Source organism: Exiguobacterium sp. s11 (genome assembly GCF_018619015.1).
Classification (GTDB): domain Bacteria; phylum Bacillota; class Bacilli; order Exiguobacteriales; family Exiguobacteriaceae; genus Exiguobacterium_A; species Exiguobacterium_A indicum.
Genome location: NZ_JACSNF010000003.1, coordinates 76,377 through 90,749 on the forward strand (window position 1 = coordinate 76,377; position 14,373 = coordinate 90,749).

A 14,373-nucleotide genomic window follows, 5' to 3' on the forward strand; every position below is an offset into this window, starting at 1 on the left:
CTCGTATCCAATCCCTTGTTATGATCTGTCATTTCGTTCCATTTGCGAAATAAATCAATGTTTCGGTCTCATCTTCTGTCAACGGTCGTCCTGTCTCTTCTGCATATAAGGTCCGCATGTCCTTCAGTCGTCCTCGGGTCGCTTCTGTTACGCGAATGGCTCGATGCAACATGTTGATCTCTTCTTCAAATTCCGACTTCGGCATCGCTTCTCCATGCGACCAGATATAATAGTCGGCATCTAAACGATCGAGTGTCGTTAGTAAACGCGTCGTCCGTTCGACCGTATAATTCCACTTCGGTGAAAAGATATCGGCATACATCGCGTCGCCTAAGAACACGACGCGTTCTTCCGGAATGTAGACGAGTAGGCTGCCGGGAGAATGATCATTATCGACCTCGATCAGTTGGCAATGCACGCCGCCTAAATCAAGCTCCAATTGTCCTTCAAAGCTGATTGTCGGTAAAACGACTTCGATATCACGTGTCGCTCCGAACTCGAGCTTGATCGCGTCCGCACAAAACGGAATCTCGATGCCTTGATCCATTCGTTCTTGTAACGCTTCATCCGTCCAAGCGTAGGGTTGCATCTCCTCCATATGCGTGACCGTTTGCTTAGTCGCAATCGACGGCAGACCAAGATGTTTCATGCCAAAAATATGATCCCAGTGCCAGTGGGTCAATGCCAATAAGTCAGGTGATCCAAGATTGTGTGTCTTCATTTCTTCTAAGAATAGTGCTGCATGGGCTGACGAGTTTCCCGCATCGATCATCAATTGATGCTTTTCCCCACGCACGACGGCGAGAATCGGGCGGTCCGTCTCGCTGACCGGTGTCTGATACCAAATCCGTGAAGTCAGTTGTTTGAAGTGTTGCATGCTCTACCTCCTTATCATCTGCTCTTAGTATACGTCATGACAAAACCGGGTTCATCTAGAAGACGAACCCGGTCTGGTTAGTTCTTATTTTTTAGCGTTTGGTCGAAACGGCCACCAGACCCCTTTACCAAACGATACTGTGATCGCTGGAATCAAGAGCGGTAAGACGATCAATCCATATAAGAGTAGACCTGTGATGACGATCGTCGCGATTTGAACGAGACTCAAGACACCAGACGGCATCATCGCTCCGAACGTTCCTGCGAGGATGATCGCTGCCGTGATGATGACAGATCCCATCTTTTTCATCGACAGGAACATCGCTTCCTTCGTATCGAGTCCCTTGATCGTCTCTTCCCGGAAACGGTCGAGGAGGAAAATCGAGTAGTCGATACCAAGGGCAATCAACATAACGAATCCGAAGAACGGAACGGCCCAACTGATACCGTCATATCCAAGTCCATTGACGAAGATCAGCTCTGCGATCGACATCGACGTATAATACGTCAGCAATAACGAACCGATCATAAACAACGGCATGATCAACGAACGGAACATGATTGCTAGAATCACGAAGAGACTGATCAGCATGACCGTCACTGTTCGTTTGAAATCGGCTTTCGACGTATCATTTAAATCACTGTTGACGCTTGAGATACCACCGTATGCAACGGTGCTGTCTTCAAACGGTGTCCCTTTGATTGTCTTCGCTGTCGTCTCTTTGATGGCAGCGACGGTTTGAATCGCTTGCGGCGAATACGGATCATCTTCAAGAATGACTTCGAACTTCAATCCCGTCTGTTGATCGATGGCGTAACGATCAATCGCTGGTTTAAAGGCTTTATCAGACAGCGTATCTTTTGGAACGAACACACCTGTCCCCCGAATCGATGTCGCTTGTCCCATCTCGGTTAGAAGGTCGGAAATGTCTTCAAGACCACTTTCGATTTTCGTTAATCCTGCGTTTGCCTGACCGACTCCATCCGCGAGTTGCGTCAACCCACTTCCAAGTTGACCCGCTTGCGCACCTTGAGACGCGATACCACTTGCGGCTTGACTAATGCCGGCTTGAACTTGGCTCAATTGACCAGACAAAGCATTCAACGTTCCGACGGTTTGCGGGATGTTTTGGGTCGATTGTAGACCTTGACCGACGAGCGTCAACTGTTGGTTAATTTGCCCAAGTCCGTCTGCTGCTTGTTGCAACTGACTCGCACCTGCTGAAGCCGCATCTCCTGCCGGTAGCTGTCCTGTGATACCGTTGAGATTATCTTCAACGGTCGTCAGACCAGACTGAACATCCGTAAGACCAGCGGTAGCTTTCTTCATGCCATCAGCAACTTGTTTTAATTGACGATCGACGTAGAAATCGTTGATGACTTCGCCTGTCGGACGAGAAATCGAACGAACAGATTTGACCCCATCAATCTTCACCAGTTCACGACTGAGTTGTTCTACATAAGGAACTGTTTTTTCAGTAATCAAATCATCATCACTCTTCAGGATGACGTTGACCGGGAGCGACTCACCTGCCCCAAATCCATCCGAGATCGCATTGAGTCCTTTGACCGTCTCATACTTCGCACCAATCTCATCGACGGTATTGAACGAGAGGTCGTCATCATACGTAAAGAGTGTCGGAACCGTGACGATCGCAACGATGATCATCGCGAGCAACGGACGACGAATCGACAAGCCACCATAATGTGCCCAGAGCTTGCTATCCTGGTGACTCGCTGCCTTCTTCGATGGCCAAAATAGCTTTTCTTTTAATGTGGCCATGAAGAATGGGACAAGTGTGAACAAGACAAGTAAGAGTACGGCAATCCCAACCGCAACGGCGACCGACGATTTAAAGATCGGGAAGTCCGCAAAACCGATCGCTGAGAAACCGACAAGCACAGCGAGACCACTGATGAGTAATGTACGCCCTGCTGTCTTATACGTATTGACGATTGCTGTCTCAACGTCATGTCCTGCCGTCAACTCTTCCTTGTACCGGCTCAGGAGCAAAATACAATAGTCTGTCCCAATCCCGAACAGGATGGCGACGAGGAATATTTGCGTATAGTTCGATACCGGGAAGCCGAACCAATCGACGAAAAAGGCGACAAGTGATTGGCTGATCAGGTACGTAAACCCAACCGCAACGAGTGGAACGAACGGTGTGACGACTGAACGGAAGACGAGCAGAAGTAGTCCGAAAATCAATCCGACGGTAATCAGTTCCGTCCGCTTCAGTCCCTCTTGCGAGCTCGTATTAACGTCATCGTTGATTAACGCTTCACCCGTTAGATAAATCGTTTGATCCTTTGGTAAAAGATCCGTCCGGATTTGTTTTGCCAGTTTGACGATCTCTTCTTGCGAACCGTCGACCGTGATTGGCACGAGAACTGTCTTTTTGTCTTTTGAGACGAGCTGTCCTTCCGTCTCTTTGTTTTCAAACGGATCGAGCACATCCGTGACCGGACGATCAAGTGCTTCTAAATCCTTAACGATTTGCCCGATTGATGTTCGATCGGCATCGCTGACTTTGTCTTTGAGCGGAATGACAAGCGAGATCGTTTTTTCACTTGCCCCCGCTTTTTCTAAAATGTCAGCTGCCCGTTGTGAATCGGCATCATTTGCAAGCTGAATCGCACCTGCTTCTTCTGCTTGTTTAGCCAAGTTTGGTGCTGTAAATAGTAAACCTACTGTGACGATGAGCAATAACGCAAGAATTGCCCAACGCCATTTGACGATTTGTCGCATATCCGATTCTCCTCTTCCTTCGATTCTGTCTTTAGTCGTTCAACTGCAAAATCTCTTTGATCTTCTTAAAGGTTTCGATGAACTGGATTATTTCTTCTTCCTCGACCTTTCCTTCAATCAAATTTTCAAGATACGTATAGATTTCTTGCTCCGCTTCAGTTGCCACTAACCGACCTGATTCCGTCAGTGAGATATACTTCGTCCGGTGGTCGTCTTCTCGACGTTCGACGATGACGAGACCTTTTTCCGTCAACTTTTTCAGCCGATTCGAGATGGCACTTTTGTGAACACCCTGCACTGCCGCGAGACGCCCAGACGAAATCGGTCCATATTTTCCGACGAGCTTCAACACATGAAGTTGTTCCGGTGAATACATTTGCCAAACGGGTGCTTCGACCGACTTCAACACGCGTTCTGTTCCGTGGATCATGACTTCTTCAAACAGGAGGACTGCTTCACGTAAATTGTCTTTCATTTTTAGTTTACCCCCTAAACTTATGAAGTTAGTTTAGCCCCTCAACTAGAAGTCTGTCAACTCTAAACTGTCACAACTTACCGATGCAGAACATGACCAATTTCTGTATGATAAAGGAAGAGAGGAGCGTGCTTATGTTGACTTTGTTTTGGATTGCGTTAGTCATCTGTCTCGTAGGTCTTGTCTTTACGTTACGGATTGCCAAGCAACCAGCAGAAGAAAAGTATGACCACAAAACTTCGGCCAAAAACATGTCTTGGATGTATTTCATTTTTCTTCCGATCATTTTGATTTTATTAGGCATCTTCTATTATTTTTTAACATGACATAAAACAGCACACATCAACCGATGTGTGCTGTTTTATGTCACTTCAAGGTTTTCGGACGGACGATATAGATATCGCATTTTGCATAACGGGAAATGTTTTCAGAGACACTCCCGATCATGATGCGTTCCATCGCATTCATCCCGACCGCCCCGCAGACGATCAACCCAGCACCAACACGTGGTGCGATGACCTTCGGAATCAATGTTTTTGGAGAGCCATTTTCGATGACCAGTTCAACTGTCTCGACGCCTGCTTCTCGTGCCCGCTTCTCGTAACGATCGAGCAGTCCTTGTGCATATTCCGTGACGTTTTGATCAATGAAACGCTTATTGGCACGTACATTAGCAAATGTCTGAATATCGATGACATGGGCGATGACGAGTTTGGCATGATCGAGTTTGGCGAATTTCACTGCCTTTTCAAAGGCAAGATCTGCCGTCTTTGATCCATCGACTGCCACTAAAATCGTATGATACTGGCTCTCCATCAAGAATCATCCTTTCTGCACGACTCTCTTACAGCATCCGGTCATTTTCATTTTCGAGGGCGCGGTTTTCGTGATCGAGTTTTCGTTCTGCCTCGATCCCTTCTGGTTCTGTCTCCAAAATACTTTTTGGTTCCGGCGCAGGACGAGAAGCCCCTGCTTCGTCTGCCAACAGGACATAATCGCCTTGCTGGACACGTAAGACATGTTGACGAATATCCGACTCCGGTAATCCGAGTTCCGTGAAGGCGGTTTGAATTTCCTCAGCCGAAGCCGGTTTGCCTGTAAATCGCTCAAATAGCGTCCGTTTACCGGAGACCAGTTGCGCTGCTGATTGCCCGCGTAACATCGCCATATCGGTTTTGTCTTGCAACACGACATACAAATCTTCTTCTAGATAACCCGCAAAGTGTAGATCCTCAATTTTTCGAATCAAATCCGTCTCATTTTGATAGACACCAATCCATTGTTTTTTTCCCATGACACACGTCTCCCCCTTTTATAGCAACTATATGAGATATACCCCAAATTCATCTAAAACATGACTAGGATGAAGAAGACTTCGGCGATTGCTGTCGAAAAAGACGTTGCCGTTTATAGAAGACGTAATAGCACAAGAGTAAAACACATACGATCCCGATTCCTGTTACGATTTGTTGCACAAGAGCGAGGCGATCGTTAAAGAACAGTCCAATCAAATACCAGACGAGGGTGAGACCAAACACCCAGTCGGAATGAATGATGACAAACAAGAGTCCACCGATAACAGCTAATGCGAGCGCAATCGTGCTCCATTGGGTTTCGGAAAGACTGAATAGCGAAGTGAACTGAAAATCCGACAAGATCCGAAATGGTAAAATCAATAGCATCGTACTGATCCAGGCAAGCAACACTGAAAATGGAGAGCGCATCCACGGCGAACGCCGGGGATGGTGTTGAATTTTCATATAGACTAAGCAAAGGCTGATGAAAGAAATCGTCGTCGAGACGAGTTCCCAAGGGGGGCCACTCATACTACTGATTCCAAGCGTCACGAGTGATAATGCAAGCCACCCTCCGATATCTTCAATCAGTTCTCGATCCGCAGGAAAGGCACGTACCGGTCGAATACACCAAATCAATAATGTCGTAAACACGACACCGGCAATGGCGTCAAAGAATGGTGCAGGAACAAGAGGTAACTTAAGAATGGTCATCGGCTGTTGCCAAACGACGCGTGCTAGCATTGCAAAGAGGAATGCTCCTACATTCATCAAGCGTAAAAATGTTAAATACTGCACTTCTCTTTTCACCTCCTCGTTCAGTCTGTTATTTAATTCCCGCTGTAGAAGTCTGAAAAACTAAAATGTCGCTTTGTTCTGTTGCCAAATTACGGTACGATGAAAGGAAAAGGAGGAACGAGAATGGACGCATTTTTACTACCCTATCAATACAATTTCATTCGGAATCAAGTCGAGCTGCTGCAACATCAATTCGCAGCTGTTCATGACCCCGATGTTCGTGATGCTGTTCGGTACAGTGCCGCTGAAAAGATATTTGATCTATTGCCAATACTTACACCGGAACAGGAAATCTTGCTGACGAACATTCGTGACGCTGAATCCGAACAGGATCTCCTCGCGTATTTAGCACATGTCGAACCGTTCGTCCAACCGTTTCCGAGTATTTCTGAATCACGGATCCGACAGCTCTTTAAAAAAACGAAAAAGTTACACATTCCGTCACTTCACTCCTTTGAGTGGACACACACGACGTTTTTAAGCTGGAACGATACCGGAAATCGGAAAAAATATTTCGTCTATCCCTTGAATGGTGAATGGATTGGCGTAGAAGGTACCTATCTACCATCGATTCAAAAAGGGATTTGTGCGATTTGTCATACGTATAGTGATATTACACTCGTAACTGTCACGACACGCCGTTCGACTGAACAGCATCAGACGATTGGTCATCATATGTGTATCGACAGCGATGCATGTAATCAAGCTGTGACGAATCCAGAAGTCATTGAAACGTTCTTAGCACGCACGCAAAAGAAATGATCAGCATCAAAAAAACACGTTCGTATGACTGACCCGATAAGGTTCGGTATACGAGCGTGTTTTTGAATGTGACGACGTTCATGTGTTCGTTATCGCTGGATCATGCAAGCAAAATTGATTCTTCCCGCGACGTTTTGCCTCATACATCGCTAGGTCTGCTTGCTCGATCAAATCTGATCGAGAGGCTGCATGCGCCGGATAGATCGCTCCACCAATGCTTGCCGTTACGGGAAGTGGAATGATGCCATGGTGAAACGGCTTTTTGAACAAGGAAACGAGATGTTCTCCACACTGCACCACTTCTGCTTCTTGTTCAACGTCAAACAATAAGACGACGAACTCATCTCCGCCTTGTCTTGAAATGACTGTATTGGGCGGCAATTTCTTTTGTAAGCGCGTCGTGACATCGACGATGAGTTGATCTCCGACGCGATGACCGTACGTATCGTTAATCTCTTTGAAGTGATCGATATCGATAAAGAATAATCCGACTTGTCCTTCACTCGCTTCCGCCCGGTACAAGGCATCTTGGAACAGTCGCGCAAACAGATACCGATTCGGTAACCCTGTTAAGGCATCGTGGTATGCCATGTGCCGCATCTCCTCCATGGCAGTTGCTAATGCTTCCGTTCGCTCTTCCACCTTCGCTTCGAGATTTTCGCGCAACCGTTGATTGTCAACGACAATCCGGATTTGACGGGAAATCAATAACGGGATCGCAATCATCAAACCAATCGTCAAACCGTTCCAACTAATCGTTTGCCGTGCCATCGTCACGAATAGAATCAATAAGAATAAGTAAGGTGTAATTAAACGTAAGACATCAATCCATCTCCGTGTAACGTCAAGAGGAACGAGAGATTCTTCAGCGTCAAAGCGATATGCGGCAAGCCCGACAATCAGGACAGTCGCTAACCATAACGGATCGAGCCCACTCGAAGGAAACGGATAATCAAATCGTTCTAGGACGACGTATAGGAGGTCGGCAAGTAATTGAAAATGAAATGCGAGTAGAATCAATAATAGCGAGCTTCCATTGCCACGTTTCATCAAACCAAAGAATAAGACAATCATTCCACCGAGCAACAATAGATCACCAATCGGATAACGAAGCCATAAAAGCGTTTCGATCGTCAGCAAGGCATTTCCTTCTAAATAAGGTGTCACTAAATAGTGCCACGAAAGAGATCCTGCAACGACTAAAATGATGAACTCATCAAACAAAAAGACCCGCAAATTAACTTCTTGTCGTCGATTACGCAGGAAATAACCGAAAGCAATGATATAGATCAAGATTTGAAGACTAAAGATCAAGTCGATCCAATCAAACGGTTCCGTTCGTGTACGTCCTTGAAGGAAATAAAGGAGTTGTCCACATTCACCTAGACCGAGCATCGTATTGGCAAACAATAAAAGAAGAAATAAACGAGAGGTAAAAGGACGTCGCATTTGGCGACGTCGTGCCTGCCAAATTAAATAGAGAGAGACCGAGACACCACCAATCGTGAACAGACTATTGACGACTTGTCCGATTACTGTATCCGTCCCAACGTATGTCACCCAACCGATGTGTAAAAGAAGCCAAAAAACAACGACTCCTAACCAATTCTGATACACGGCGATCCCCCTCCTTTTTTAATCATAGTCCGTTTGTCCTATAGGTATATCGGTTCATCATTGCATTTTATTCACCTTTTTTTATTTTATTGGAATCTTTTTTTTGACAAGATTACTCGTTTTAAACATAAGAAAAAACCGTGATCGCACCTAGCGGATTGAACACGGTTTAGTTGGAATGTATTCTAGTTCTTTAAATAGAACGTCGATTTTCTTCTGTCGACTCGATCGATTCGGTCAGACTGAGGGGTAATACGATGATGAAACGACTGCCTTTTCCTACTTCAGATTCCACATGAATAACACCCTCATGCTCTTTGACAATTTCCTTACAAATTGATAACCCGAGTCCCGTTCCACCGATTCGACGTGTATCGGAATTATCGACGCGATAAAATTTATCAAACAAGTGGGCAAAGGCATGATGCGGAATTCCAATTCCTTCATCTTTCACTTCAATGATGGCTTGATCGTCTTTCGTATCAATCCAGACGTCAATACGCCCACCATCCGGAGAGTACTTGATCGCATTGTTGATCAAGTTATTCATCAATTGTTTGATTCGGTCCTCATCTCCTAAAATGAACGGACGATCCGGACTAAGCAATTGCAAATGAAGATCGTGTCGTTCACTTGAAGCGTCGTATAAGGACATCACCTGTTCAGTCAGGCTAAATAAATCGAGATGTGCCATTTGGTATAACTGCCCACCTGACTGCATGCGCTGAACATCTAAAAAGTCCGTGACAAGGTTTGATAACCGTTCCGTCTCGTTATGAATCGTCGCTAGATATTTCTTCTGTTTCGAGTCATCGATTTCTCGATTCAACATCAATTCTGTAAAGCCGTAAATCGAAGAGAGCGGTGTCCGCAACTCATGCGACACGGTTGAGACGAGTTCTGTTTTGAGACGATCGGCTTCTGTTTCCCGGGTAATATCTCGTAAAACAAGAATGATTCCCTTCCATCCACCAACGACATCAATACGTTCCGCGTAGACTTCCAGATGAGCTGTGTTATTTCGAATATCAAATCGGACCTTTTCCGGTGAAATCTCACCGGAACGAATCAAATCTAGATACGTATTAAAAGCCTCTACATCATCCACCAACTGGCGCATCACATCGATGACATACTCACTCGACGGTAACGTCCGATCTACTGTGAATTCCGATTGAAGTTCTGGAATCAATTCAAACAATGGACGGTTGACGTATAACTCTCCATTTCCATCTTCAAGATAAATGATCGCTTCTCGGATGGAGTCTAACACTTGCTCAGTCTTTTCTTTTTCTTGACGCATTCCTTCATACGAACGCGTACGCAGGAGCGATAACGTCATCTGTTGCGCAAACTCGCGAATATCCGTCAACTGTTGCCCTTTATAGGCAGATTTATAACGAACCAGATAAATCGCTGCAATTAGTTCATGCGTTTCCGGATCTTCGATCGGAATCGTCACTTCATACGTGCTAAATGAATACGGATAGTCTTTTTGACGCGTGACTCGTTTTTCCGATTGGATAAATTCCATCTGCCGAACCGATCGATTGATGACGGACATCTCATCTTTCAGGAGAACTTTTAAATAATCCATCGTCATCCCATTCGTTGTCGCACCCATGAACGCTCCTTCTTCATAGAGCAATAGTGCACCGTACTCAGAAGAGGTGATATCGATCATCTTTTGAACGATTGCCGGATACGATTCGACGGTTTCGCGAACAGCAAGCGCCTCTGTCAGTTCGCTACGTAATCGGAGCTTTTCCTCATTCTTTTTCGTCGTTTGATACGCTTCTTCGAGTTCTTCTTGTTGCGCCTGCAATTCTTCTTGTTGCGCGAGCAACTCTTCACTTTGCGCCTGCAACTCTTCATTTTTTCCTTGCATCGCATCCGTATGGGCATTCGTCGTCACGACCATCCGATTAAAGGCTGCGCGCAATAATCCGATTTCGTCTGGTCGCTGCTCGGCAGCTTTATCAATCTTAATCGGTTCTTTTCGAGCAAGTTTTTGATTATCATCAATCAAACGTAACAATTGCCGTGTCATCCGGCGAAGGAACGGGTGCACGAAGAGAAGGATGAAGGCAATGAGCACAACGATACTTGATATCCAAATCCATTGTGACTTTGCGACTTCACTCCGCAGTTCCCCGACAGCCGTTTCTTGTTGTTGGCTGAGATTCGTCCGGTATTCATCAAGTGCTGCAGAGGCTTTTTCAATGTCTGGTGTAATATCAATCGAACCATCGGCAGTTGGCTTTAATCGCCCTTGATCGACAAGACGCTCCGCAATCGGTAAAGAAAACAGACTATCCCCCTGTAAGAAGTCCTCATTGATCCGATTCGCCTTTTTCTCATTGACGTAAGACTGGGTCAACGGGAACAAGGCATCATAGTATAACTCATATAAATTCGTCATTTGCGCTGCGAATTCTTCTTCTTCATCCGTTTTTGCGTTTCGCATGAACCAATCCGTCTCACTTTTGATATCTGTTCGGAGCGCCTGAATCTCATCAAACCGTTCTTGGTTACCAAAAATGACGAATCCTCGCAATCCAAACTGGACGGTTTGCCAATTGTCCCACAAATCATTGGCCCGGCGATTTTGTTCACTGATCGTCTCGAGATTCTGTTTTGATGTTTCGATTCGTCCTTCCATATAGTCATAGACAAAGAACGAAGTAATCGATACTACGATCAGTACCGCATAAAAAACAGTCAGCAACTGCCGACCGATTCGTCGCCGAATCCAATTCACCATGAATGTATCCTCCTCATCATTCATCGAATGATGCTTTTTCATTTGTTTCTTTAAATATAATAGAAACGCTTTCGAAGCAACAGCTAGGATATACAAAAAAAGACCTTTTCTCGGAATGTACCCGAAAAAAGGTCTTTTTATCCGCTTATTTTTTTGCTTTCTTCACTGTCACAGAAGTCACAGGGCTCACTTGACCACGCGTATTCTTAACGTAGACGGAAAGCTTCGCTTTTGCTTTTTGCTTCGGAATTTTGACGGAATAGTTGCCTTTTGCAGAAACCGTTCCTTTTCCGATGACTTTTTTCTTCGCATCTTTTACATAAACACTTAATTTCTTTTCAGCTGTCCCGGTTACTTTCGTTTGTCCAGCATAGACGGATTTCACTTTCGGTGCTGCTGGGGCTGGTAGGACTTTTACGATCGTCGGTTTACTTGTGCGTTTAGCAATATCCGTCACTGTGACGATCAAGCTTGAACCACCGACTTGTTTTGGTAATTTCGCACTGAAGTGACCTTTTGCGTCGACTTTCGCTGTGGCGATTTTCTTTTGTTTTGCATCTTTGACAGTAACCGTACCGCCCGCAAGAGCTGTACCTGTCATTTTTGTTGCACCGGCAAGTACTGGTTTAACTTTTGGAGCTGCTGGCGCTTTTCCAGGAAGGATTTCTGTACGTTCTGACGTGATATCCAGTCCATTTGTGTAACGAATTGTTAGGACCGTACCTTTGTTTTGACGTGGAATCGTCACACTATATTTTCCGGATTTAGCTGTAGTAGAACCCAACTTCTTAGTGGACCATACTTCCACTTTTGTTCCGGTTTTAACCGTTCCTGTGACAGTCAGTTTATTATCATATACGTTGTTGACAGTTCCGTTCAGATTCAATTGCGAAATTGCCCGAGGAATACTAACTTTACCGTATCCTGAAACCGGACTGACATAGGCAGGAAACTTGAATTCAAGCTCTTCTCCCTCTTCTTCCTCAAACCAATCATTCGGATTTTCGAAAGCTAGTGGTTCTGCACTTTTTTGTAGAATTTGTTCGATTTGTTTAGGTGTTAGTTTAGGATTAAGTGACTTCAAGATTCCCGCAACAGCTGCGACGTGTGGTGAAGCCATACTTGTTCCATCCATATACACCGTATTTCCGTCTGGAATCAAACTCGCTACTTTTGAACCCGGTGCAACGACATCAAGGCCGACTCCATAATTCGAGTAATCTGAAACCATACCGAGCGTATTCGTCGCTCCAACAGAAATCGCATATTCCGAGTTTGCTGGGAACCCGACCATCATATCGTAGTCGTTTCCTGAAGCCGCAACGACCGTAACACCATGATCTGCTGCATATTTCATCATATAAGCCATCGTGCGGCTTTCACCGCCACCAAGACTCATATTGATGACTTTCGCTCCATGATCAACAGCATATTTAATTCCAAGTGCGATGGCATCCGTTTCTCCTTCGCCATTTGCATTCAATACTTTAACCGGTAAGATTTGTGCCGACTGATGAATCCCTTGGATCCCGTAATCATTGTTGATTGTCGCTGCGATGACACCTGCCACGTGTGTTCCGTGACCATTATCATCAATCGCGTCGCCATCTCCGTTTACGGAAACATAGTTCTTCTCATTCGCAATATCAACTTTCCCTTGTAAATCCTTTAAGCGATAATCAACACCTGTATCGATGACCGCAATTTTGACAGGTGCTAATTTTTTCCCACTAAATCGTTTTTGGAACTCCTCAAAACCAATTCCAACATTCGGGAACTGTTCGAAGACTGTTTTCTTATTGATGGCCCATTGGTAATCAAAATTGATATCACTTGTTGCTTTGTAAGTTTGAATCTTTTCCACATATTCGACTGCTGATGAGCGACCAATCGATTGCTTTAATGCTGACGCTGATTGTCCCTTCACCGTTGGATCTTCTGTCACTACAATGAAATCACCAGCTTTACCAAGCGGTAAACGCTCAACATCTGCTGATTGAATTCCAGCAATTTTCATCGAACTGACTGTTTTCCCTGGCTTTAACTTAACGATGAATCGCGTAGTTTCTTTTGACTGAATGTTCATCCCTAATGTTCCGAACGTATCGTCTAACGTACTGCCGCTCATCTCAGATATCTTCATTTTTTTGGCATATCCATCGATTTCTTCTGCAATCACAGCAGGCGATGCATCGCGTGATAATGTATAAAGACGGTCAACGGCTTGTTGATCGGCTTTCGTCAACGTGTACGATGTTCCACGAACGAGAGCCTCCATTGCAGGCTTCAATGTTTTTAAATCTTCGTATGCTTGTTGACGCTTTTCTTTATTGAATAAAAGCGTTTTGACGACGTAAGGTGACGCTTTGTAGTAAAGCGATGTCAAAGCACGTCCTGCATCCGATTGGCTCAATACTTGCTTTTGGATCGAGTGCATGAGTGCGAGCATCGGCTTTTCTTCTTTTGTTTGTTTGAGTGCTTCTTCTGCCATACAGCTGATGTCATTGATTGGCTCATACTCGACAGGTAATTTGACATTGTTATACGTCAACTTGACATGAGCGGCTTTCGTCGTCTTACCTTCTTCGATGTTCGGGTAATATTCGACTTTGACATAATACGGTCCATCCCATGCATATGGAACGGCTAATTTTGTAAGGTTTTTTTCATCTGGCTCCGCCTCTGTCCGGTAACGATCAAACGTATCGTCTTCCGCAGCCATCGCTTCACTCGGATACGCCGTTACTTGAACAGGTTGATCCGTATCAATCGATAGTTCGAAGTGTGACGCGGTCTTTTCTACACCCGCTTCATGGTTGACGCGGTACCAATATGTATTTTTTTCTTCCGTTCCCGTTTCAAGCGTCGTCTCTTGTCCTAGTTTCAAGAGCGTTGCTTTAGCAAGGGCTGTGTCCGCCTTTGCTGTCGTAGGTCCTACTCCAAGCGTCAAAATCAGACAGCTCAGCATGACCCAAATCACCAGTTTCTTCACACATGTTCCTCCTTCAAGATGGATGTACTTTATCTTGATTAT

General features: G+C 45.1%; 11 protein-coding genes. 2 read left to right on the plus strand and 9 right to left on the minus strand.

Features of this window, described 5'->3' with window-relative positions:
• Positions 1 to 28: 28 nt before the first annotated feature.
• The 3 genes from KNQ12_RS11405 to KNQ12_RS11415 all read right to left on the minus strand — a co-directional run bounded on the left by KNQ12_RS11405 (position 29) and on the right by KNQ12_RS11415 (position 4,103).
• Positions 29 to 877, minus strand: a complete 849-nt coding sequence (locus KNQ12_RS11405) for an MBL fold metallo-hydrolase (RefSeq protein ID WP_214748495.1) — start codon at positions 875 to 877, stop codon at positions 29 to 31.
• 84 nt (positions 878 to 961) lie between these two features.
• Positions 962 to 3,628: an MMPL family transporter gene (locus KNQ12_RS11410; RefSeq protein WP_214748492.1), complete on the minus strand. Its 2,667-nt coding sequence runs from the start codon at positions 3,626 to 3,628 to the stop codon at positions 962 to 964.
• Positions 3,629 to 3,659: 31 nt separating this feature from the next.
• The gene (locus KNQ12_RS11415) at positions 3,660 to 4,103 is read right to left on the minus strand and encodes a MarR family transcriptional regulator (RefSeq protein WP_029343331.1); all 444 of its coding nucleotides are present in this window, start codon (positions 4,101 to 4,103) and stop codon (positions 3,660 to 3,662) included.
• 134 nt (positions 4,104 to 4,237) lie between these two features.
• On the opposite strand from KNQ12_RS11415, the gene KNQ12_RS11420 reads away from it, so the two are divergent.
• A complete protein-coding gene (locus tag KNQ12_RS11420) occupies positions 4,238 to 4,429 on the plus strand; it encodes a hypothetical protein (protein ID WP_029343330.1) in 192 nt (63 codons plus the stop codon).
• Positions 4,430 to 4,469: 40 nt separating this feature from the next.
• Here KNQ12_RS11420 and KNQ12_RS11425 read toward each other — a convergent pair whose 3' ends face one another.
• From KNQ12_RS11425 to KNQ12_RS11435, 3 genes are all read right to left on the minus strand, one after another.
• Positions 4,470 to 4,919 carry a universal stress protein gene (locus tag KNQ12_RS11425; protein ID WP_023466954.1) on the minus strand — a complete coding sequence of 150 codons (450 nt, stop codon included), beginning with the start codon at positions 4,917 to 4,919 and terminating at the stop codon, positions 4,470 to 4,472.
• Positions 4,920 to 4,947: 28 nt separating this feature from the next.
• Complete coding sequence (locus KNQ12_RS11430) at positions 4,948 to 5,397, minus strand: general stress protein (protein WP_214748489.1); 450 nt, start codon at positions 5,395 to 5,397, stop codon at positions 4,948 to 4,950.
• Positions 5,398 to 5,461: 64 nt separating this feature from the next.
• Entirely contained in the window at positions 5,462 to 6,196 is a 735-nt protein-coding gene (locus KNQ12_RS11435) for a hypothetical protein (RefSeq protein ID WP_214748487.1), read from the minus strand.
• 123 nt (positions 6,197 to 6,319) lie between these two features.
• On the opposite strand from KNQ12_RS11435, the gene KNQ12_RS11440 reads away from it, so the two are divergent.
• Complete coding sequence (locus tag KNQ12_RS11440; RefSeq protein WP_214748485.1) at positions 6,320 to 6,958, plus strand: FusB/FusC family EF-G-binding protein; 639 nt, start codon at positions 6,320 to 6,322, stop codon at positions 6,956 to 6,958.
• 78 nt (positions 6,959 to 7,036) lie between these two features.
• Here KNQ12_RS11440 and KNQ12_RS11445 read toward each other — a convergent pair whose 3' ends face one another.
• From KNQ12_RS11445 to KNQ12_RS11455, 3 genes are all read right to left on the minus strand, one after another.
• The gene (locus tag KNQ12_RS11445; RefSeq protein WP_353047623.1) at positions 7,037 to 8,575 is read right to left on the minus strand and encodes a diguanylate cyclase domain-containing protein; all 1,539 of its coding nucleotides are present in this window, start codon (positions 8,573 to 8,575) and stop codon (positions 7,037 to 7,039) included.
• A 193-nt stretch (positions 8,576 to 8,768) separates the two neighbouring features.
• Positions 8,769 to 11,339: a HAMP domain-containing sensor histidine kinase gene (locus tag KNQ12_RS11450; protein ID WP_214748482.1), complete on the minus strand. Its 2,571-nt coding sequence runs from the start codon at positions 11,337 to 11,339 to the stop codon at positions 8,769 to 8,771.
• Positions 11,340 to 11,484: 145 nt separating this feature from the next.
• On the minus strand, positions 11,485 to 14,331 hold the full coding sequence (locus tag KNQ12_RS11455) for a S8 family peptidase (RefSeq protein WP_214748480.1): 2,847 nt from the start codon (positions 14,329 to 14,331) through the stop codon (positions 11,485 to 11,487).
• Positions 14,332 to 14,373: the final 42 nt, after the last annotated feature.

Excerpts from the sequence above, each read along its gene's own strand:
- KNQ12_RS11405 (WP_214748495.1), bottom strand. The coding sequence starts at position 877 with ATGCAACACTTCAAACAACTGACTTCACGGATTTGGTATCAGACACCG.
- KNQ12_RS11410 (WP_214748492.1), bottom strand. The coding sequence starts at position 3,628 with ATGCGACAAATCGTCAAATGGCGTTGGGCAATTCTTGCGTTATTGCTC.
- KNQ12_RS11415 (WP_029343331.1), bottom strand. The coding sequence starts at position 4,103 with ATGAAAGACAATTTACGTGAAGCAGTCCTCCTGTTTGAAGAAGTCATG.
- KNQ12_RS11420 (WP_029343330.1), top strand. The coding sequence starts at position 4,238 with ATGTTGACTTTGTTTTGGATTGCGTTAGTCATCTGTCTCGTAGGTCTT.
- KNQ12_RS11425 (WP_023466954.1), bottom strand. The coding sequence starts at position 4,919 with ATGGAGAGCCAGTATCATACGATTTTAGTGGCAGTCGATGGATCAAAG.
- KNQ12_RS11430 (WP_214748489.1), bottom strand. The coding sequence starts at position 5,397 with ATGGGAAAAAAACAATGGATTGGTGTCTATCAAAATGAGACGGATTTG.
- KNQ12_RS11440 (WP_214748485.1), top strand. The coding sequence starts at position 6,320 with ATGGACGCATTTTTACTACCCTATCAATACAATTTCATTCGGAATCAA.
- KNQ12_RS11450 (WP_214748482.1), bottom strand. The coding sequence starts at position 11,339 with ATGGTGAATTGGATTCGGCGACGAATCGGTCGGCAGTTGCTGACTGTT.